Origin of the sequence: Billgrantia zhangzhouensis, assembly GCF_021404465.1 — a bacterium.
Taxonomy (GTDB): domain Bacteria; phylum Pseudomonadota; class Gammaproteobacteria; order Pseudomonadales; family Halomonadaceae; genus Halomonas; species Halomonas zhangzhouensis.
The window spans coordinates 205,953-224,171 of the sequence record NZ_JABFTT010000001.1; the positions used below are offsets into that span (position 1 = coordinate 205,953).

17 protein-coding genes are annotated in these 18,219 nt (G+C 66.9%); 6 read left to right on the forward strand and 11 right to left on the reverse strand.

The genetic code is table 11. The features are described 5' to 3' along the window. Nucleotides 1-3: 3 nt before the first annotated feature. The 4 genes from phoR to HOP51_RS00975 all read right to left on the reverse strand — a co-directional run bounded on the left by phoR (nucleotide 4) and on the right by HOP51_RS00975 (nucleotide 3,584). On the reverse strand, nucleotides 4-1,326 hold the full coding sequence (phoR, locus tag HOP51_RS00960) for a phosphate regulon sensor histidine kinase PhoR (RefSeq protein ID WP_234272070.1): 1,323 nt from the start codon (nucleotides 1,324-1,326) through the stop codon (nucleotides 4-6). 2 nt (nucleotides 1,327-1,328) lie between these two features. Further along, nucleotides 1,329-2,018, reverse strand: coding sequence for a phosphate regulon transcriptional regulator PhoB (phoB, locus tag HOP51_RS00965; protein ID WP_159555555.1), 690 nt, complete (start codon nucleotides 2,016-2,018; stop codon nucleotides 1,329-1,331). Between the two features lie 85 nt (nucleotides 2,019-2,103). Continuing rightward, on the reverse strand, nucleotides 2,104-2,997 hold the full coding sequence (ubiA, locus tag HOP51_RS00970; protein WP_234272071.1) for a 4-hydroxybenzoate octaprenyltransferase: 894 nt from the start codon (nucleotides 2,995-2,997) through the stop codon (nucleotides 2,104-2,106). Between the two features lie 29 nt (nucleotides 2,998-3,026). Next, complete coding sequence (locus HOP51_RS00975; protein ID WP_234272072.1) at nucleotides 3,027-3,584, reverse strand: chorismate--pyruvate lyase family protein; 558 nt, start codon at nucleotides 3,582-3,584, stop codon at nucleotides 3,027-3,029. A 113-nt stretch (nucleotides 3,585-3,697) separates the two neighbouring features. Between HOP51_RS00975 and HOP51_RS00980 the strand changes: the two genes are divergently transcribed. The 4 genes from HOP51_RS00980 (at nucleotide 3,698) to HOP51_RS00995 (ending at nucleotide 6,778) form a co-directional block, all read left to right on the forward strand. Continuing rightward, the gene (locus HOP51_RS00980) at nucleotides 3,698-4,858 is read left to right on the forward strand and encodes an FAD-dependent oxidoreductase (RefSeq protein ID WP_234272073.1); all 1,161 of its coding nucleotides are present in this window, start codon (nucleotides 3,698-3,700) and stop codon (nucleotides 4,856-4,858) included. A gap of 198 nt (nucleotides 4,859-5,056) precedes the next feature. Then, nucleotides 5,057-5,335: an HU family DNA-binding protein gene (locus tag HOP51_RS00985; RefSeq protein ID WP_159555549.1), complete on the forward strand. Its 279-nt coding sequence runs from the start codon at nucleotides 5,057-5,059 to the stop codon at nucleotides 5,333-5,335. Nucleotides 5,336-5,416: 81 nt separating this feature from the next. Beyond that, nucleotides 5,417-5,773 (forward strand): hypothetical protein, encoded by a 357-nt coding sequence (locus tag HOP51_RS00990; RefSeq protein WP_234272074.1) that lies wholly within the window; start codon nucleotides 5,417-5,419, stop codon nucleotides 5,771-5,773. A gap of 36 nt (nucleotides 5,774-5,809) precedes the next feature. Beyond that, nucleotides 5,810-6,778: a LysR family transcriptional regulator gene (locus tag HOP51_RS00995; RefSeq protein WP_234272075.1), complete on the forward strand. Its 969-nt coding sequence runs from the start codon at nucleotides 5,810-5,812 to the stop codon at nucleotides 6,776-6,778. Here HOP51_RS00995 and HOP51_RS01000 read toward each other — a convergent pair. The 5 genes from HOP51_RS01000 to HOP51_RS01020 form a co-directional block, all read right to left on the reverse strand. Then, nucleotides 6,757-8,307, reverse strand: coding sequence for an aldehyde dehydrogenase family protein (locus HOP51_RS01000; protein WP_234272076.1), 1,551 nt, complete (start codon nucleotides 8,305-8,307; stop codon nucleotides 6,757-6,759). The two genes, HOP51_RS00995 and HOP51_RS01000, sit on opposite strands and share 22 nt — an antisense overlap. Beyond that, entirely contained in the window at nucleotides 8,304-9,191 is an 888-nt protein-coding gene (locus tag HOP51_RS01005; protein ID WP_234272077.1) for an NAD(P)-dependent oxidoreductase, read from the reverse strand. Before HOP51_RS01005 ends, HOP51_RS01000 begins: the two co-directional genes overlap by 4 nt. A gap of 99 nt (nucleotides 9,192-9,290) precedes the next feature. After that, the gene (locus HOP51_RS01010; protein ID WP_234272078.1) at nucleotides 9,291-10,451 is read right to left on the reverse strand and encodes an amidohydrolase; all 1,161 of its coding nucleotides are present in this window, start codon (nucleotides 10,449-10,451) and stop codon (nucleotides 9,291-9,293) included. Between the two features lie 10 nt (nucleotides 10,452-10,461). After that, nucleotides 10,462-10,950, reverse strand: a complete 489-nt coding sequence (locus HOP51_RS01015) for a hypothetical protein (RefSeq protein WP_234272079.1) — start codon at nucleotides 10,948-10,950, stop codon at nucleotides 10,462-10,464. Continuing rightward, nucleotides 10,940-11,758 carry a DUF3100 domain-containing protein gene (locus HOP51_RS01020; protein WP_159555537.1) on the reverse strand — a complete coding sequence of 273 codons (819 nt, stop codon included), beginning with the start codon at nucleotides 11,756-11,758 and terminating at the stop codon, nucleotides 10,940-10,942. The genes HOP51_RS01015 and HOP51_RS01020 overlap by 11 nt, the downstream gene beginning before the upstream one ends. 217 nt (nucleotides 11,759-11,975) lie before the next feature. Here HOP51_RS01020 and yccS point away from each other — a divergent pair, with 217 nt between their 5' ends. After that, entirely contained in the window at nucleotides 11,976-14,195 is a 2,220-nt protein-coding gene (yccS, locus tag HOP51_RS01025) for a YccS family putative transporter (protein WP_234272080.1), read from the forward strand. 7 nt (nucleotides 14,196-14,202) lie between these two features. On the opposite strand, the gene recG is transcribed toward yccS, so the two are convergent. Then, complete coding sequence (recG, locus tag HOP51_RS01030) at nucleotides 14,203-16,284, reverse strand: ATP-dependent DNA helicase RecG (RefSeq protein WP_234272081.1); 2,082 nt, start codon at nucleotides 16,282-16,284, stop codon at nucleotides 14,203-14,205. Next, a complete protein-coding gene (locus HOP51_RS01035) occupies nucleotides 16,281-17,201 on the reverse strand; it encodes a hydrogen peroxide-inducible genes activator (RefSeq protein WP_234272082.1) in 921 nt (306 codons plus the stop codon). The genes recG and HOP51_RS01035 overlap by 4 nt, the downstream gene beginning before the upstream one ends. 77 nt (nucleotides 17,202-17,278) lie before the next feature. Here HOP51_RS01035 and HOP51_RS01040 point away from each other — a divergent pair, with 77 nt between their 5' ends. Beyond that, entirely contained in the window at nucleotides 17,279-18,151 is an 873-nt protein-coding gene (locus tag HOP51_RS01040; RefSeq protein WP_234272083.1) for an NAD(P)H-binding protein, read from the forward strand. Nucleotides 18,152-18,219 lie beyond the last annotated feature (68 nt).

Sequence of the window (18,219 nt, forward strand, 5' to 3'; positions counted from 1 at the left end):
GGATCAGCCGGAACGATGCACAGCCCCGGCCGAGGTTTGAGCCGCCACCAGCCGTTCGACAGGGAACACGCAGCGGAACAGCGCGCCCTGGTCGGGGTGGGATTCGATTTCCAGGTAAGCGTCGTGGCGCAGCAGCACGTGCTTGACGATGGCGAGGCCCAGGCCGGTGCCGCCGGTCTCGCTGCTGCGGCCCTTGTCGACCCGGTAGAAGCGCTCGGTGAGCCGGGGGATATGCACCGGGTCGATGCCCTCGCCGTCGTCCTCCACCTCGAGGCAGGCGCCCTTGGGGTGCGATTTCCAGCGCAGCACGATGTGGCTGCCCTCGGGGGTGTAGCGCACCGAATTGGAGGCCAGGTTGGACAGCGCGCTGTGAATCTCGCTGTCGCTGCCTAGCAGGCGGCGCTCCTCCTCGAGCTCCACGCGAATCTGCTGGCGGCCGGCCGCCAGCGCCTCGGCGTCGCGGCGTACTTCTTCCAGCAGCGTGGCCATGGCCAGCGGCAAATGGTCCTCGCCGCCGCGGTCGATCTCCAGGCGTGACAGCAGCAGCAGGTCGTTGACCAGGTTTTGCATGCGGGTCGTCTGCTCCTGCATGCGGGAAAGCCCCTGAGCGAGCCGTGGCGGCAATTGCTCGGCATAGGTGACGTAGGTTTCGAGGTAGCCGGCCAATACCGTCAATGGCGTGCGCAGCTCATGGGAGACGTTGGCGACGAAATCGCGGCGCATCTCCTCCAGGCGGTGCAGTCGGGTGATGTCGCGTGCCATCACCAGGCGCTCGTCGTCGCCATAGAGCGTGATCTGGAACTGTAGCACCATGCGTTCGTCCACCGGCGAGGGGAGCGTCAACGGCTCGCGGTAATCGCGGGCGTTGAAGTAGGCAACGAAGCGCGGGTCGCGTACCAGGTTGGTGATGTGTTGGCCGCGGTCATGGGCAGCCTTGAGTCCCAGCATGCGCTCCGCGGCGCTGTTCCACCACTCGAGGTCGCCGTATTGGTCGAGCATTACCACGCTGTCGCGCATCGCTTCGGATGATTCCTGGATGCGCTTCAGGGTCGCCTGCAGGCGATGCTGGGTAAGCCGCTGGCCCTTCTGGTAGCGGTATAGCCGGTCGAACAGCTCGCCCCACAGTCCGGTGGCCGCGGGCGGTTCGCTATGGGGGTTGCGTGCGAGCCAGCGGCGCAGGGAGTGGAGCTGCTGCAGATGATAGGCCAGGCGCAAGGTGAGGCCGGCGGCGAGCCCGAGCCCGGGAGCGCCCAGCAGCCAGCCGAATAGGGCGCCGGCGGCGGCGAGCAGGCCGAGGCGCCAGAGTTCGTGGCTCCAGGGGCGCAACGTCAGACCTTGTTGGAGAAGCGATAGCCGGTGCCGCGCACGGTCTGGACCAGATGCTGGTGGGCATCGCCCAAGGCCTTGCGCAGGCGGCGGATATGCACGTCCACGGTGCGCTCCTCGACATAGACGTTGCCGCCCCATACCTGGTCGAGCAACTGGCTGCGAGTGTAGGCACGCTCCTGGTGCGTCATGAAGAACTGCAGCAGACGGTACTCGGTGGGTCCCATTTCCAGCGCCTTGCCATCGGCACTGACGCGATGGCTGACCGGGTCGAGTACCAGGCCATCCACCTCCACCGGCTCCTCGACTCCCTTGGGCGTGGTGCGCCGCAGTACCGCCTTGAGCCGGGCCACCAGTTCGCGCGGCGAGAAGGGTTTGGTGATGTAGTCGTCGGCGCCAGCCTCGAGGCCCTGGATCTTGTTGTCCTCTTCGCTCTTGGCGGTGAGCATGATGATGGGCAGTTCGCGGGTGGCTTCCTCGCGCTTGAGCCGGCGTGCCAGCTCGATGCCGCTGGTGCCGGGCATCATCCAGTCGAGCAACAGCAGGTCGGGCTGGTTGTCGACGATCATGCTGTGGGCGCTCTGCGCGTTGGCAGCTTCCAGCACCCGATAATCGGCCATCTCCAGCGCCACCGCGATCATTTCGCGGATTGGCGCTTCGTCATCGACGATCAGTACGGTCTTGGCGGTCATCCCGAAGCCTCGCGGTCAGTGACGGGTCGGTGACGATCTCACCACGTCATCATGACACTTGGATGACAATGCCGCCATAGCGAGGCTAGATCCCGACCGTGGGCCACAGGCTAAGGCAGATGCCGGCGAACACCAGCAGCCCCGCCCAGTGGTTGTTGAGGAAAGCCTGGAAGCAGCGATCACGCTCACGATGGCGAATCAGGAACTGCTGATAGAGAAAGGTCGCGGCCATGCCCGCCAGCCCCAGCCAGAAGAACACGCCCAGCTCGAGGCGCAGCCCAATCCAGCCCAGCAGGCCCAGGGTGACCAGCTGCAGCACTCCGATGGCCACCTTGTCGGCATGGCCCAACAACACGGCGGTGGACTTGATACCGATCTTGAGGTCGTCGTCGCGGTCGACCATGGCGTACTCGGTGTCGTAGGCCACCGTCCACGCCACGTTGGCGGCGAACAGCAGCCACGCCTCGAGGGGCACGTGTCCCAGCACCGCGCCGAAGGCCATCGGGATCGCCCAGGAGAAGGCGGCGCCGAGGAACAGCTGCGGCAGGTGGGTGTAGCGTTTCATGAATGGGTAGACGAAGGCCAGCGCTACCCCCACCAGCGAGAGCAGGATGGTGAACAGGTTGGTGAACAGCACCAGCACGAAGGCCGAGGCAACCAGGGTGGCGAACAGGACCCTGGCTTCGCGCTCGCTGATGCGTCCAGTCGCCAGAGGCCGGTTTCGGGTGCGCTTGACGTGGCCGTCGAAGTGACGGTCGGCGTAGTCGTTGATCACGCAGCCCGCGGCACGCATCAGGTAGACCCCAGCGACGAAGATCAGCAGCAGGTGGCGTTCGGGAACCCCGGCGGTAGCCACCCACAGCGCCCACAGTGTGGGCCACATCAGCAGCCAGGTGCCGATGGGGCGATCCAGCCGCATCAGGTGCAGGAAGTCCGGCAGGCGGGCAAGCCCCTTGGGGCGCATCAGGGAGCGATCCATCGTATTCTCCTCAAACGATCGCGCTCATCCTAACGCGATGGCAGCGCCAGATCATCCGCCATCTGGTCGAGGAAGAACTCCTGCACCAGTACCGCGAAACGGCCGTGACGAAACACCGAACGCCGCCCCCAGGGGCCATCCAGCGGATGGAAGGGGGCCGAAGCGGTGGTGACCTCGATGGGGCTACGCTCCAGGTCGGGTTGACGAAACAGCCAGTTGCCCAGCGAACGCTCGCCCAGCCGCTCGAGGCGTTGGCCGCGCAGCTGTGCCAGTGGCGCTACCGAGCGCGCCACCACCCAGGGGCGTTCGTCGAGACACAACGCCACTTCCCGCAGCCAGGCGAGACGGCCATGGGGCTGGCCCAAGGCCTTGGCTTCATCGAGACTTGGCTGGCCCAGACGCTGGGCGAGCAGGCGCACGCGGAAGGAGCGTTCCGCCCCGGCGTCGATCAGCCGGGCGGTGAGCGAATCCCGCGTGGCCACCCAGGCCCACCAGGCCGGACTCATCGCGGGTTGGCTTGCGGCCAAGGGGCGCCAGATGGGAGCGCGGGGGGGCTTGGCGTGGCGCTCCGTGTCGTTCCGGGTCACCGGCACCTCCGGGTCGAATGTGGGGCGCATAGTGTAACATGCGGTCCTGACGCACTTGCGTGCGTCATGCAGCGTTTCGCCCGTGGTACGGACAGCGTTTTCCAAGGAGGCCCATGAGCGCACCTCTCACTATCATCGGTTCCGGGATGGCAGGCATCGGCTTGCTCAAGCAGTTGCGCATGCTGGATGCCGACTGCCCCGTGACGCTGATCACGGCCGACAGTGGCGACGATTATTCCAAGCCGTTGCTCTCCACCGGTTTCGCCAAGCGCCTGGCCCCCGAGAAGCTGGCGGCACGCTCGGCGTTGGAGGTAGCCGCTCAGCTGGGTGCGGTGGTACGTACCCATACTCGGGTCGACGCCATCGACGTGCAGGAGCGTTGTCTGCACATCGGTGAAGAGCGTCTGGCCTACGGTGAACTGGTGCTGGCTACCGGTGCCGCCCCGAGCGCGCCATTTACCATCCCCGAGGCGCTTGGCGGCCGCGTGTTCAGCATCAACGACCTGGATGACTATCGCGACTTCCATACCGCGCTCGAGGCGTTCGGCCAGCGAGCCCGGGTAGTCATCATCGGCGCCGGCCTGGTGGGTTGCGAGTTTGCCAACGACCTGGCGGCGGGTGGCCACCGGGTCAGCCTGGTGGCGCCGGAGCAGGCGCCGCTGCCGCGTCTGCTGCCGGAGCCGTTGGGGCGGGCGCTGGGCGAAGCCTTCGCCGCGGCCGGCATCAGTCTGCGTCTGGGGCGCGGTGTGGAACGACTGGAGCGGGTCGGCAGCGATGTCGGCGTGGCGCTAGACGACGGCAGCCAGCTCGAGGCCGACCTGGTTCTGGTGGCAACGGGGCTGCGTCCCCGAATCGAGCTGGCGCAGGCTGCCGGACTGGCCGCGGGGCCAACGGGGATCCAGGTCGATCGTTACCTGCGAACGTCGGCACCCGGCATCCATGCGCTGGGCGACGTGGCCTGCGTGGCTGGGGTCAACGCCATGTACGTCCAGCCACTGCAGGCCAGCGCCAAGGTATTGGCGCGCACGCTTGCCGGTAGCCCTACCCAAGTGAGCTATGGCGCCTGGCCGGTACTGGTGAAGACCACCCTGCTGCCGGTGGTGGCCTTGCCGCCGCTGCAGACGCCGGCACGCTGGCGGGTCGAGGGTGAAGGAGGTGACCTGGTTGCCTTTGCCGAGGATGTAGACGAACGCTTGCTCGGCTTTGCGTTGACAGGAGCGTGCGTGAAGCGGAAAGTTGAGCTGGCGCGAGCGACGCCGCCATTGCTAGGCTAGTGACGTCATCGTTCCGGCCGGTTTTCCCGGTACGCCGAACGCATGTCATGCTACTTGGCGCTTCAAGAGCAAGGGACGAACCGGGCAAGGGGACGGTCTCTCCCGGAGGGAAGTGGCAGGCGGCATGAGCTTGAACCTTTGATGAATAACAAGTCACCGGTATCGTTGCCGGAACATAGCCAATACCAGGAGGGCTTTATGCGTAAGCCAGAACTTGCTGCGGCAATTGCCGAGCGCGCTGAACTTTCGAAAGACAAGGCCAGCCAGGTGCTCAACGTCATTCTTGACGAGATCACCGGCAGTGTGGCTCAGGGGCAGGACGTTTCGTTGATCGGGTTTGGTACCTTCACCGTGCGCGAGCGCGCCGCACGTACCGGCAAGAACCCTCAGACCGGCCAGCCGCTGGCCATTCCGGCCAGCAAGACCGTTGCCTTCAAGCCGGGCAAGGGGCTCAAGGACGCCGTCGGCAAGCGCTGATCCTGTCAGCGGTTCCTCTCGTGGCGCGGCCTGTCCCGTCAGGCCGCGATACCTCATTCCCTCGCTCGAATCGGACTCGACATGAAGCTGCGACTGATGCTGTGGCTGTTGGGGGTGATGCTCAAGCGAGCCCGGCGCCGCAAGCCGGGTTTCCGCCAGGCCCTCACCGACGCGCGGCGGCTCGATTGGGGGATCGCTACCGAAGATCTCTCCATCGCGCGGCACTACCGAATGTCGCCACAGGCAATCCAGACCGGAGCGGGACTGCCGGTGGATCTCGACCTCGAGCTGCGCTTCGCCGACACGGCCAGCGCCATTCGCGTGCTGCGCAAGCCGACCCAGCGGGCCTTCCTCGACGGCATGATGGCGGGCAAGGTCCGTCTGGTCGGCGATTCGGCCGATCTGCAGAAACTGCAAAAGCTGCTCAAGCAGCTTTGATGGACCCGACAGACCCTCCACATGGTATGACGTGACGTGGACATTCCCCACCAGCGGCTGGTCTACTTTCGAGTCACCCTCGAGTCCGGCTCGGTGCGTCAGGCTGCCGCGCGGCTCGACATTGCCCCCTCGGCGGTGAGCCGGCAACTCAATCTGCTCGAAGAGGCGCTAGGGGCCACTCTGCTGGAGCGCAAGCGTAGCGGCATCCGTCCTACGCCGGTGGGCGAGATGCTGCTGGAATACTGCGAGCGGCGTGGCGCCCTCGACGAGAGCTTCATCGCCTCGCTGGAGGCCTACCAACGGCTGGAGACCGGCACCGTGTCGCTGGTGGTGGGCGAGGGTTTCGTCGGCGACCTGATCGCCAAGCCGCTGCGCGAGTTTACCGAACGCTATACCGGTATCCAGCTCGACATTCATCTGGCCGGCACCTCCGGCATCATCGAGGCGATCATCGATGAACAGGCCCATATCGGCCTGATGTTTCATGAACGTACCCACCATCAGCTGCGCTTCTGGGTCTCGAGCCCGCAGCCGCTGATGGCGATACTCCCGCCCGAACACCCGCTGGCCGAAGAGGCGGAGCCCCTGACCCTGGCTCAACTGAGCGAGGAGCCGATGGCGATGTGGGATCCCAGCCACCAAGTGCGGCAGATGGTCGACCAGGCCTTTCACCAGGCGCGGCTGCGTCCGCGCATGAGCATGAATACCAACTCCATGGCGGTATTGGCGCAGTACGTGCGCAGCGGCATGGGCATCACCCTGCTGCCGGCCTTTGCCGTGGCCCGCGATCTCGAAGCGGGAACGCTGGTGGCGCGTCCGGTCGACGATCCCTTGTTCCTGCGTTCCCAGGCGCACATGGTCACGCGCATTGGGCGCCAGCAGCCCAAGGCCAGCGTGCTGCTGCTGCGCCATCTGCAACGCTGGATGCAGGCCTTCCGTGGCGCCGAAGCGCCTTCCCTCGAGAGCGCTCCGGCGGGCGGCGATCAGCCCACGCCGTTGCCGTAGCCCATCGCCACGCTGGCTTCGCCGGCGGTTTCCACCCACACGCTCTGGGGCAGGGTGTACTCACGCAGGCCGTCGAGGCCGCTGGAACGGCCGAAGCCGCTGTCGCCGAAGCCGCCGAAGGGCGACATCACGCTGATCGCCTTGTAGCCGTTGATCCACACCGTGCCGGCGCGCAGTTGGCCGGCCACCCGGTGAGCGCGGGCCGGGTCCTGGGTCCACACTGCGCCGGCGAGACCGAAGCGGGTGGCGTTGGCCAGGCGTACGGCGTCCGCCTCGTCGTCGAAGGGCATCGCCACCAGCACCGGGCCGAACACCTCCTCGCGGGCGATCTCCATCTCCGGGGTGACGTCGACCAGCACCGTGGGCGCCAGGAAGTAGCCCCGTGCCTCCTCGGGCAATCCTACCGGACGGTTGCCGCCGACGATCACCCTCGCCCCGGCGGCCACGGCGTCCTCGATCATGCGCGTCACGTGAGCGTACTGGCGGGCGTTCTGCAGCGGCCCCATGCGGGTCGCCTCGTCGCCGGGCAGGCCGACTTCGATCCCGGCCGCGGCGCGCGCCAGCCGCTCGGTCACCTCCACGAAGGCCTCGCGCTGAACCAGCAGTCGCGAGCCGGCCACGCAGCTCTGTCCCGCCGCGGCGAAGATCGCCGCCTGGGCGCCGGCCACGGCGTCGTCGAGCCTGGCGTCAGCGAAGACGATGTTGGCCGATTTGCCGCCCAGCTCCAGCACGCTCGGTACCAGCCGCCGCGCGCCGGCCTCGGCGATCAGCCGGCCGCTGTGGGGCGAGCCGACGAACACCAGCTTGCTGATGCCCTCGCTACCGGTGAGTGCAGCGCCGGTGCTTGGCCCCAGGCCGTTGACGATGTTGACCAGCCCCTTGGGCAGGCCGCCTTGCTCCAACAGCCGGGCGATTACCACCGAGGTGAAGGGGGTGAGTTCGGAAGGCTTGAGCACCACGCCGTTGCCGGCGGCGATGGCCGGGGCGAGTTGCCAGGCGCAGGTGAACATCGGCGCGTTCCACGGCGTGATCTGTCCCACCACTCCATAGGGCACGTGACGCACGTAGTTGAGGTGGCTGGTGGGTACCGGGATTACCTCGCCGTGCTGCTTGTCGCACCAGCCGGCATAGTACTCGAACATCTCGCGCACCTTGCCGACCTCGCCGCGGCAGTCGCGGATCGGCTTGCCGGCGACCACGCTCTCGAGCTGGGCCAGTGCTTCCTCGTGGCCTTCGAGGCCGCGTACGGCGGCGTTCATGCGCCGGCCGCGCTCGCTGGCGGTAAGTGCCATCCACGCCTGCTGTGCCCGGGTGGCGGCGGCAACGGCACGCTCGACCAGGGCCGGGCCGGCATCGCGGTAGTCGAGCAGCGCCTCGCCGGTGGCGGGATCGATCAGCGTGATCGTCTCGCCTTCGCCCGGGCAGGGCGCGCCGTCGATCCAGTTGGAGAGCGGTGTTTCGCCCTGCAGGCCGAAGCCATCCAGTAGCGTCGAGATCCATTCACGGGCCTGTTGGTTGAGACGATTCATGGCGCAGTCTCCTCGGCGGGGGTAGCAGCGGCCAGCAGCGCGCCGGCGATACGGTTGAAGTCGTCGCCATCGGCGGGGTGCTCGGGGTCGGCGTGCCACGCCTCGACCACGGCTTGGAGCAGGCCTGGCGGCATATCGAGGCGTTCGGCGGCGTCGCGGGCCAGGCGCAGGTCCTTGCGCATCAGGCCGGTAGTGAAACCGGAGTCGAAGCGCCCGGAGAGAATCCACTCGGGGAAGTTGACCTCGCTGACAGCGCTGCGCCCCGAGCCGCTGTTGAGTCCGGCCAGGCAGGCGGCGGGGTCGACCCCGGCGCGGGCGGCCATGGCCACCGCCTCGGCGGTGGTCAGCAGGTGCGCGGCGCACAGGTAGTTGTTGGCCAGCTTGACCACATGGCCGCTGCCCGGCCCGCCGACATGGGTGTAGCGGGCCGACATCGCCTCGAGCATCGGCGCCAGGCGCTCGATGGTGGCCGCCTCGCCGCCGAGCAGCATGCCGAGCTTGCCCGTCGCTGCCCCCTTGGGGCCGCCGCTGACCGGGGCGTCGAGCCACGCCAGCCCGACGGCCTGAACCTTGGCGGCCAGCTCCCGGCTGACCACCGGATCCGAGGTCGAGGTATCGACGATGACACTGCCCTTCGGCGCCAGGCCGAGCAGGCCGGGCGAGGTCTCGATCACCTCCAGGACCTGAGCCGAGGTGGGTAGCGACAGCAGGTAGACGTCGCTCGGTGGCAGTTCGTCGGGGGCGACCACAGGCAGCCCCCGTTCGGCCAGGCGCTGGCGGGCGCTCTCGAACAGGTCGCTGCCGGTGATGTCGAAGCCGGCGGCTTGCAGGGTCAGGGCCATGTTGCCGCCCATCTGACCGAGGCCGATAACGCAGATTCTCATGGTCGTTCCTCAAGAAGATGCAGGATGTCGTGTTTGGCAGGCGCGTCGATCCGGGCCGCAGCAGCGCTGCGGCCATGAAAGCCGTGGCGAAAAGCGCCGTCAGTCGTCGAGCAGGGTCTTGACCAGTGCCTGCCAGTACGCCACGCCGAGCGGGGCGATGGCGTCGTTGAAGTCGTAGTGCGGGTTGTGCAGTGCCGCGCTCTCCACGCCGTTACCGAGCCAGATGTAGGCGCCGGGACAGGCCTCGAGCATGAAGGCGAAGTCCTCCGAAGCCATGCTCGGCGGCAGGTCGCGATGCACGCGGGTGATGCCCGGCAGCGTTTCGAGCACCCCGGCGCAGCGCGCCGCATGCTCGGGCGCGTTGATCGTGGCGGGATAGCGCGACTGGTAGTCGAGTTCGACCTTGAGGTCGTGGAACCCGGCCAGTGCCTCGACGGCCTGACGAAAGCGTCGCTCCAGATAGGCGCGCAGCTCGCCATCGAAGCAGCGCAGGGTGCCGCGCAGCTCCACCGTTTCCGGAATCACGTTGAAGGCGTCGCCGGCGTGGAACTGTGTGATGCTGAGTACCGCGCTCTGGTGGGGCGGCGTCTCGCGGCTGATAAGCCCCTGCAACTGGCTGGCCAACTGACAGGCGGCCAGGATGGTGTCGCTGCCGAGGTGGGGCATGGCGGCATGGCAGCCGCGCCCGCTGAGTCTCAAGGTGAAGACGTCGAAGGCGGCCATTACCGCGCCATCGTGCACCGCCGCCTCGCCTACGGCGAGTCCCGGCCAATTGTGCAGGCCGTAAACGGCTTCCATGGGAAAGCGCTCGAAGAGCCCCTCCTCGACCATCACGCGGCCGCCGCCCTCGCTCTCCTCCGCCGGCTGGAAGATGAAGACCACCCTTCCGGCGAAATCGGGGTCGGCGGCCAGTGCGCAGGCCGCCCCCAGCAGCATGGTGGTGTGCCCATCGTGACCGCAGGCGTGCATCTTGCCCGGCATGAGGGAGGCGTGGTCGAAGCGATTGGCCTCCTCGACGTCGAGTGCATCAATGTCAGCCCGCAGCCCGATGGCACGCCCGGGGCCGCGCCTGCCGTCGAGAATCGCCACGACGCCGGTACCGCCGCCCAGCCCGGTCACGACCTCGAGCCCGGCCTGGCGCAGCAGCTCGGCGATGCGCCCGGCGGTACGATGCTCCTCGAAGGCGGTTTCCGGGTGGCGATGGAAGTCGTGGCGCCAGGCCGTGAGGCGCTCGGGTGTCGGCAGCAGGCGGTCATCCATGAGCGGCTCCTCAGATAATCAGGTGGGCGATGAACGCCGAGGCGACGAAGGTGCCGGTGAACACCAGCAGCGAGACGACCACCAGTTTCCAGCCGGTCTGGCGGAACATGGTGAACTCGCGGCCGGTCAGTGCCAGGCCGGCATAGGCCAGTACCGGCGTCACCACGGCGAGGAAATTCACATGGGCGAGCTGGCCGACGATCCAGCCGTTGCCGGGAAAGAAGGGCAGCGTCATGACGATGCTGACTAGCGAGACCCAGGCCACGCTGGGCAGGTAGAACGGGGCGAAGCGTCCGATGACCAAGCCGATCATGACCATGACGTAGAGCAGGATCATGCCGGGCAACGCCTGAAGCAGCGGGGCGCCGTTGATCATGTTCGAGAACCAGGCTGCTACGCACACCGCAGCCAGCAACAGGGCGGTCTTGCCGAGCTGCTGCTCGGGGCGCAGCTCCTCGAGAGCCTCGGCGTTCAGTGCGGAAGTGGTATCAGCTTTCATGGCGAACCTCCTGCAGGGGGGCGCCGCCCAGACGCTTGTAGAGCCATTCGGCCGCGGGCAGGGCGATGAACAGGGAGACGTAGAGACCGGTGGCGTAGGTCAGCAGGTTGCTGGCGCCGGAGAAGGCCAACAGTTCGTCGCGCAGATGGGGCGCGGCTTCGGCCAGGGCGCCGGAACAGGCCGCCACCATGCTGCCGCTACCCACGCCGCAGGCCATGGCCAGGGCGCGGATGTCGAGCACGTCCAGCGAGGCCAGGTAGCCGGCCATCAGCGCGAAGTAGAGGGTGCCGAACATGGTACCCACCACGTAGACCCCCATGATGCCAATTCCCTCGGGGCTTCTCAGGCCGTACTTGTCGGAGATGATGGCGATGTTGGGTTCGCGGGCGATGGAGTAAGTGGCGCCAATGGCCTCGCGTCCCATGCGCAGCACCAGCACGGCGAAAGGCAGCGCTAGCAGCATGGTACCGAGGTTGCCGAGCTCCTGCAGGATCAGCGCGGGGCCGGCGGCGATGATCTGCTCGATGGCCGGGCCGATGGTGGAGCCGAACTTGGCGATGAAGGGCAGGATGGAGATCATGATCAGCGGGCCGGCGGCGTTGCTGACCCGTTTGGGAATGATCCGCTGCATGCCCGAGAACAGGTGCGGATTGAGCAGCACGCCGATCAGGAAGGCGTAGAACAGCGGCAGTAGCAACAGCGTGCCGGGACCGAGAGGTATGCGCAGGATGCCGATTGCTTCGGCCAGCAGCGACGCCAGCACCACCGTCAGGTGCAGACGCCAGTCGAGTAGCAGTTTCATGTCCATGGAGTTGTCCTTGTCGTGGTATGGGACACCTCCGAGTATCGAAAGGAGAGTGTTCCAATGATAGGCGGCCTATGTTCTGATTTTTTGCACGTTCGTTGCGATGCCCGGCGTTCCAGGCCGGCGCGAGGTGCCCGGCGCCGGCAAAGGCGTTGGGCTTATACGAAAGTCGAGTGTCGAGTAGAATGATCGTGGCCATCCAACAATAAGCCGAGCATCCATGCCGACTTCGCTCTCCCTGTCGCTGCGGCGTCTGTGGACGCTGGACAAATTCGCCTACAGCCTGCGCGTGTTCCTCGCCTTCAGCGGCGCGCTGCTGCTGAGTTGGGCACTGGCCGACATCGGGCTGGTGATCCCGCTGTTCCTCGGCATCATCGCCAGCGCCCTGTCGGAGACCGACGACAGCTGGCAGGGGCGCCTGCAGGCGCTGGCGGTCACGCTGCTCTGCTTTGCCACTGCCTCTCTCGTCGTGCGCTGGCTGTTTCCCTGGCCGTGGCTGTTCGCCCTGGCCCTGGGAGGCGCAACCTTCGTGCTGATCATGCTGGGTGCCATCGGGCAGCGCTACGCCACCATTGCCTCCGGCACGCTGATCCTGTCGCTCTACACCATGATCACGATCGAGCACCATGGCGGCGTGCCGCAGCAGGACGACTGGAGCCAGACACTGCTGATTCTCTCGGGGGCGGCCTGGTACGGTGCGATCTCGGTAGTGTGGTGTGCGCTCTTCTCACGCCAGCCGGTCAAGCAAAGTATGGCCCGGCTCTACCGCGAGCTGGGCAAGTACCTGATTCTCAAGTCGACGCTGTTCGAGCCGCTGCGCGGTGTCGACGTCGAGGCGCAGCGCCTGGCGCTGGCGCGGCAGAATGGCCAGGTCGTGGAAGCGATGAACCAGGCCAAGGAGATGCTCTTCCGCCGGATCGAGGGGCAGCACGGCAGCAGCAAGCTCAATCGCTACCTGCGCATCTACTTCATCGCCCAGGACATCCACGAGCGGGCCAGCTCGTCGCACTACCCCTATGCCCAGTTGACCGAAGCCTTCTTCCACCACGACGTGCTGTTCCGCTGCCAGCGCTTGCTCGACCAGCAGGGCCAGGCGTGCAAGCGGCTGGGCAAGGCGCTGCTGCTCAACCGTCCGTTCGAACATGACCAGAGCGAGCTGGCACTCGCCGATCTGCGTGCCTCGATCGAGCACCTGCGGGCGATGCGCAACCCGGCCTGGCGCGAGCTGATGCATCCGCTCGCGGCCCTGGCCGACAACCTTGCCACCCTCGAAGGGCAGCTGGCCTCGGCCGACAACCCCGACACCGACGATGCGCCGGGCGACGTCAGCCTGTTCGATCGTTCGCCCGGCAGCATCAAGGATGCCTGGGAGCGCATTCGGCTCAACCTGACGGTGGCTTCGCCTACCTTCCGTCATGCCATTCGCCTGCCCATCGCCCTGCTGGCGGGCTACGGCCTGCTGCATCTGATTCACCCCACCCAGGGCTTCTGGATCCTATTGACCACGCTGTTCGTCTGTCGCCCCAACTTCGCCGCCACCCGGCGCTTCCTGACCCAGCGCATCGCCGGTACCGTGCTCGGGCTGGTAGTCGGCTGGGCGTCGATTACGCTGTTCCCGCACCCGCTATTGCAGACGCTGATTGCGGTGGCGGCCGGGGTGACCTTCTTCGCCATGCGCGAGAGGCATTACGTGATTGCTACCGCCGCCATCACCCTGCTGGTGCTGTGCAGCTTCAACCAGGTCGGTGACGGCTTCGACCTGATCTGGCCACGGCTCTTCGATACCCTGATCGGTGCGCTGATTGCCGGTGTGGCGGTATTCTTCATCCTGCCCGACTGGCAGGGCAGGCGCCTGCATCGCGAGGCGGCCAGCGCGCTCACCGCCAGCCGTCGCTATCTGGAGGAGATCCTGCAGCAGTACCAGAGCGGCAAGCAGGACGACCTCGCCTACCGGCTGGCGCGGCGTAACGCCCATAATGCCGACGCCGCGCTGTCGACGATGCTGGCCAACCTGCTGCAGGAGCCTGAACACTACCGCCGTCGCGATGCCGACGAAGGCTTCCGCTTCCTGGTGTCGTCCCACACCCTGCTGGGGTATCTCTCGGCGCTCGGCGCACATCGCCACCGGCTGGAAGACGCCGGAGCCGATCGGCTGCTGGGCGTTGCACAGCGCGTGGCGGACTATCTGGGCCAGCTGGCGGATTGCCTGGCTCGGCGCGAAGCGATGGGCGACGGGGAAGCGCTGCGCGCTGCGCTGACGCAGGAGCTTGAATTCGAGCCCCAAGTGCCGGAAGAGGGGGAAGAGGAGCGCTACTCGCCGCTGCGCACGCAGCTGCAGCTGCTCGTCCGCCAACTGGCGCCACTGACCGAGGCCGCCAATCGGCTGGTCGTCAGCGATGAACCTTCGACTGCTGCGGCGCCCGCGGCACCAACGCGATGACCCGGGCTCATACCTGCCCGTAGCGCCCCGCCTCCTCGCCCAGCCAGCGGCGGATCAACGGCCGGCTTGCCTCGGGATGGCGGGCCAGTAACGCCTCGGCCAACGGCGCGACGCGCTCGAGCAGATCGGCATCGCGCTCCAGGTCGGCGATCTTCATCTGAGCGAGCCCTGTCTGACGCGTGCCGAGCACCTCGCCGGGACCGCGCAGTTCGAGGTCCTTTTCGGCGATGCGGAAGCCGTCGGTGGTCTCGCGCATCACCGCCAGGCGCTCGCGGGAATGGGCCGACAGCGGCCCATGATAGAGCAGTACGCAGAAACTCTCGCTGGTGCCGCGGCCGACCCGGCCGCGTAGCTGATGCAGCTGCGAGAGCCCCAGCCGTTCGGGATTCTCGATGATCATCAGGCTGGCGTTGGGCACGTCGACCCCCACCTCGATCACCGTGGTGGCCACCAGCAGGTCGAGTTCGCCGGCCTTGAAGGCATCCATTACCGCGGCTTTCTCGGCCGCTTTCATGCGCCCGTGCACGAGGCCGATGGCAAGCTCCGGCAGTGCTTCGGTGAGCTCGTCGCGGGTCGCCTCGGCGGCCTGGCATTGCAGCGCATCGGACTCCTCGATCAGGGTGCAGACCCAGTAGGCCTGGCGGCCCTCGGCGCAGGCGTGGCGGATGCGCGCGACCACCTCGGGGCGGCGTTCGTCGGGTACCACCACCGTCTTCACCGGAGTGCGCCCTGGCGGTAACTCGTCGATGATCGAGACATCGAGGTCGGCGTAGGCGCTCATCGCCAGGGTGCGGGGAATCGGCGTGGCGGTCATCACCAGTTGGTGCGGTGTGAGCCCGCCGGCTTCGCCCTTCTCGCGCAGCGCCAGGCGCTGGTGCACGCCAAAGCGGTGCTGCTCATCGACGATGGCCAGCCCCAGGCGCTGGAAGTGCACGTCGTCCTGGAACAACGCATGGGTTCCCACCACCATCCGCGCGCGGCCGTCGAGAATGGCGGCCTTGGTGTCGAGCCGTGCCTTGCCCTTGAGCTTGCCAGCCAGCCACGCCACCTCGATGCCGAGCGGCGTGAACCACGCCTTGAGCATACGGTAGTGTTGCTCGGCCAGTATCTCGGTGGGCGCCATCATCGCCGCCTGGCAGTCGCCGGCAATCGCCGCCAGTGCCGCCATGGCGGCCACCACCGTCTTGCCCGAGCCGACGTCGCCCTGCACCAGCCGCAGCATGGGCACCTCGCGGGCCAGATCCGCCCCGATCTCGTCAAGCACACGGCGCTGGGCGCCGGTCAGCGAGAACGGTAGATGGGTCAGGAAGCGTGCCTGCAGTCCGCGCCCGCTGGGTAGCGCCGGGGCACCGTCCTCCTGAATCTTCAGGCGTACCTGCTGCAGGCTCAGGCGATGGGCCAGCAGTTCCTCCAGTGCCAGACGCCGCGTGGCCGGGTGCTTGCCGCTGGAGAGCCGGTCGGGGTCGGCGTCGGGGGGAGGCTGGTGGAGGACGTGCAGGCAGTGGTGCAACTCAGGCAAGCCGAAGCGCGTGCGCAGCGCTTCGCCGATCCAGTCGGGTAGCGCCTCGGGGGCCTCGTCAAGGCGGGCCAGTGCCTGTTCGATCAGTGCCCGCAGGCGCGCCTGATTGAGTCCCTCGGTGGTGGGATAGATCGGCGTCAGATGATCTTCCACCGGCGGGACGTCGACGCTCAGCAGGCGATACTCGGGATGATAGATCTCGAGCCCAGTGGCGCCGGCTCGTGCCTCGCCGAAGCAGCGCACTCGGGTGCCGGGGCGGAACTGCTGCTGCTGTGCCGGGGAGAAATGGAAGAAGCGCAGGCTGATGATGCCGGAGCCATCGCGCAGCCGCACCAGCAGGCTGCGACGACGCCCTTTCACCACGTCGCTGGCCGAGACCTCGCCCTCCACCACCGCCTCGTGGCCGGCCCGCAGGGTGCCGATCGGTGTGATGCGGGTGCGGTCCTGGTAGCGCAGCGGTAGATGAAAAAGCAGGTCGGCCACGGTTTCGACGCGCAGACGTGCCAGCTTCACGGCTACCGCTTCCCCGACGCCCTTCAGGGCGGTGACCGGCGCGTCGAGGTCGCTCATGCCGGCTCGGGAAGCGCCTCGTGACACTTGGTAATGGCATCCGTCACCGCATCGATCGCCTTGGGCCGTGGAAAGCTGGCGCGCCAGGCGATCGCCACGGTACGCGATGGGGCCGGTGCCTTGAACGGCCGGCTGGCGAGCAGCCCGCTTTCGTAGTGCCCGGTGCCGATGGCTGAGCGCGGCAGCACGGTGATGCCGAGCTTCGAGGCGACCATGTGGCGGATCGTCTCCAGCGAGCCGCCCTCGGCGGTGAGGGTGTTGCTCGGGCTGTTGAGCTGCTGGCTGATGGCGGGGCAGGCCTCGAGAATCTGATCGCGGAAGCAGTGACCTTCTCCCAGCAGCAGCAGGCGCTCCTTGAGCAGGTCTTCCTTGTCGATGAACTCGCGCTGGACCCAGGCGTGGTCGGCCGGCATCAACACCTCGAACTGCTCCTCGTAGAGGGGCTTGGTCACCACGTCGGTTTCGGTGAACGGCAACGCAATGATGATGGCGTCGAGTTCACCGCTGCGCAGCTTGCGCCGCAGGTTGGCGGTGAAGCCCTCTTCGATATAGAGCGGCATTTGCGGGGCGCTGCGTGTCAGCGCCGGCACCAGGTGCGGGAACAGGTAGGGGCCGATGGTATAGATCGCGCCAATGCGCAGGGGGCTCGCCAGCTGATCCTTGCCGGCATTGGCCAGTTCCTTGATCACGCTGCTTTGTTCCAGCACGCGCTGCGCCTGCTCGACGATCTTCTCGCCCAGCGGCGTGACCTGAACGGTCGACTTGGAGCGCTCGAACAGCGCCACGCCGAGCTCTTCCTCGAGCTTCTTGACCGCCACCGACAGGGTGGGCTGGGAAACGAAGCAGCGCTCGGCCGCCCGTCCGAAGTGGCGCTCTTGCGCCAAGGTTACGATGTAGCGAAGTTCTGTTAGAGTCATGTCTGGTGCCCTGTGGGCATCCTCTCGGACGATAGATGACTTTCAATAGGGACTTTTTATCAGGGGGCGAGAGAAAGTTGAAGAACACGATACTGATTCTGGGCTGTGGTGACATCGGAATGGTGCTGGGCCGAGAGCTGCTGGAGGCCGGCCATCGAGTGATTGGCGCGCGCCGCAGCGCCAAGGCGCTGGAGGGAAGCGGCATCGAGCCGCTGCCGCTGGACCTGCACGATGAAGAGGCCCTGGCAGCACTGCCCGACGTGGATTACGTGGTCTATATCCTGAGCGCCGATCGCTTCGACGAAGCCGCCTATCGGGCCGCCTATCCCGATGGCCTCAAGGCGGTGCTACGCACCTACGAGGGACGCAACGAGGCGCCGAAGCGGCTGCTCTTCGTTTCCTCCACCAGCGTCTATGGCCAGAAGGAGGGCGAGCGGGTCGACGAGGAGACCCCTGCGGAATCGGCGGGCTTCGCCGGGGCACTGATGCGCGAGGCCGAGCAGGCCCTCCAGCAGAGTTCGCTTCCCGGTACGGTCGTGCGTTTTTCCGGGATCTACGGACCGGGCCGGGATCGCCTGATCCGCCAGGTTCTGGAGGGCCGCATCGCGCCAAAAACGCCGCCCATGTACTCCAACCGCATTCACCGTGACGACTGTGCCGGCGTGCTGGCTCACCTGATCGGTCTCGATGCGTCTGGCCAGCCTCTCGATACGCTCTATCTGGCCAGCGACAGCGCGCCGGAACCGCTTTACGAAGTCATGGCGTGGCTGGCGACACAGCTCAAGGTGGAGCCCACCGAGGTGATCCAGGCGCCGCTGCGCAAGCGCTCGAGCAAGCGCTGCGACAACGCCCGCCTGCGTGCGACGGGCTATGCGTTCCGCTATCCCAGCTACCGTGAGGGATACGCTCAGGTGATGCAGGAGGGCGGCTACCTACCCGAATCGGTATGACCCCGGTGATGGCTCCGGCGTCGCGAGTCCGTCGCGCCGGAGCCATCGGTTGGGCACTGGCATGCAAT